Annotated in this window: 2 protein-coding genes; both read left to right on the plus strand. The window is 73.3% G+C overall.

What is annotated here, in order from left to right; all coding sequences use genetic code 11:
• Window positions 1-289: 289 nt before the first annotated feature.
• Window positions 290-1,549 carry a histidine kinase gene (locus G6030_RS14000; protein WP_241724368.1) on the plus strand — a complete coding sequence of 420 codons (1,260 nt, stop codon included), beginning with the start codon at window positions 290-292 and terminating at the stop codon, window positions 1,547-1,549.
• Window positions 1,550-1,584: 35 nt separating this feature from the next.
• Window positions 1,585-2,238, plus strand: coding sequence for a response regulator transcription factor (locus G6030_RS14005; RefSeq protein WP_182643549.1), 654 nt, complete (start codon window positions 1,585-1,587; stop codon window positions 2,236-2,238).
• Window positions 2,239-2,378: the final 140 nt, after the last annotated feature.

A 2,378-nucleotide genomic window follows, 5' to 3' on the forward strand; every position in this document is an offset into this window, starting at 1 on the left:
GGGGGCCGGAGGCGGTGTGGCGGTCGCCGCCGCGGTGAGGGATCCGGAGACAAGGACCGTGACGACGACGAGGAGCGCGGTGACCCGCCGGCGGGCGGTCGAGTGGGAGGTCTGATGGTCGCAGGTGGTGATCGGCATGGCGGTGAAAGTAGGGTCGCCGCGCCGCCGGCCGGATCCCCCCGGCACAGTGATCCCGCGGTCACCCCACGGGGGTACCCCGGCAGGGTGAGCCCTGATCTCACTCCTGAGAGGGATGGGCCGGGCGACCGGGCCGCATACCGTCATCGGCATGAGACGAGACAGCACGCTGTCGGCCGGGATCGGCCGCCCCGACATACGCACGGTTTTCCTCGGCGGCGTCCGGCGCTCGGCGTGGGACTACATCGGGGCGGCGGTGGCGATCGTGCTCCTCGCGGTGGGGTGGCCGACGTTCTTCGTGACCCACGACCTGGCTGTGGCAGCCGTGCCGGTCCTGGCCGTGCTGGGCTCGCTCCCGGTGGCCGTCGCCCGTTACCTCCCGTTCGCGTCGTGGGCGGCGGTCACCGTCGCCTGCGCCCTGGCCGTCCCGCTGCACGCCGACCCCGGCTATCCCCTCGGGTGGCCGGTGGTGTTCCACCTGGCGCTGGCGGTGTGCCTGGCGGCCGTCATCCTCATCGAGCCGCTGCCGCGGGTCGCGTTGGCGGTCGCGACGACCGTCGCGCTCATGGCGCTGAACGAGCATTCGCAGGTGAGGTTCGGCTGGATGGTCGGGGTCGCGGCGTTCTCCGCCGTCCTGGTCCTGATCCGCTGGCTGGTGGTGTCCCGCCGTCAACTTCGGAGTTCTCGTGTGCAGTTGGTCCGCGAATCCGCCCGGTCCTCGGAGCAGTCCGACCTGCGCCTACGGGCGGAGGAGCGGAACCACCTCGCCCGCGACCTCCACGACGTGGTGGCGCACCAGATGTCCATGATCGTGGTGCAGGCCCAGTCCGCGCCGTACCGGCTCCAGGGGGTCACGCCCGCGGTCCACGCGGAGTTCGACTCGATAGCCGGGACGGCCCGCGAGGCGCTCGACGAGGTCCGCGGTCTGCTCGGGGTGCTGCGCACGGACGCCGAGTCGCCGGCGGTGGAACCGGTGGGCGCGGACCAGATCGAGCCCACGCTCCGCGCCGCCCGCCGGTCGGGCATGGACATCACGTGGCAGATCACCGGGGAGACCCGCGGCATCGACGAGACCGCCGGGGTCGTCCTGCACCGGGTCCTCCAGGAATCCCTCTCCAATGCCTCGCGGCACGCGCCCGGCGGGCTCGTCGTCGTCACCCTCACGGTCTCCACCGCCGACACCGGTGACGCGCCCCCGGCGGCGACCCTCGAGGTGGACAGCGGCCCGGCGGCTCCCGGCGCGCTCATCGTGCCGGGCAGCGGCGGAGGGACCGGCATCAAGGGCATGTCCGCGCGGGTCCAGGCCGTGGGTGGCGCGTTCACCGCGCTCGCCGCGCCCGACGGCGGCTTCACCGTGTCCGCCACGGTCCCGCTCCGCGCCGGGAAGCGCGCCCGATCGCGGCAGGGGTGACCGGGGCCGGGGTGACCGGGGATAGGGTGACCGGAATGACCATCTCCGTCCTGATCGCCGATGACCAGGCGATGGTCCGCCAGGGCTTCGCCGCGCTGCTCGACGCGCAACCCGATATCGCGGTCATCGGCGACGCCGAGAACGGCGCGGTGGCGGTGGCCAAGGTCGACGCCCTCCGTCCCGACGTGGTGTTCATGGACGTGCGCATGCCGGAGATGGACGGACTCGAGGCCGCGCGCCGGATCCTGGCATCCGGCCTCGACCCGGCACCGCGGATCATCATGCTCACCACGTTCGATCTCGACGACTACGTGTACGAGGCGCTGCGGCTCGGCTGCTCGGGCTTCCTGCTCAAGGACGCCCCGGCCGAGGAGCTGTTCCGCGCGGTGCGGGTGGTGGCCGCCGGGGAGGCGTTGCTGGCGCCTACGGTCACGCGGCGACTGATCCGGGAGACGGTCCTGAGGAACCGGCGGCCGCGGCGCACGGCGCGCGAGCTGGACAGCCTGACCCCGCGGGAGCGCGAGATGGTCGAGCAGATCGCCACCGGACGCTCCAACGCCGAGATCGCGACCGCGCTGTTCATCTCGGAGGAGACGGTCAAGACCCACGTCCGCCGCGTGCTGCAGAAGCTCGCGCTCCGCGACCGGGCGCAGGTGGTGGTCTACGCCTACGAGAACGGCGTGGTCTGAGCCCCCGGGCGAGCCGCCCGGACCCGCGACGGCGTCGGGGGGCGCCGCGGTGGGGGCCACCGCGATGCCGTCGGCGCGGAGTGGCCTTCCCGATCGGGCGCGGGCGGCCCAGGTGGCGGTACGGGGATCGACTACCCTCG

This window comes from Dietzia sp. E1 (assembly GCF_014145015.1).
GTDB classification, from domain to species: domain Bacteria; phylum Actinomycetota; class Actinomycetes; order Mycobacteriales; family Mycobacteriaceae; genus Dietzia; species Dietzia cinnamea_A.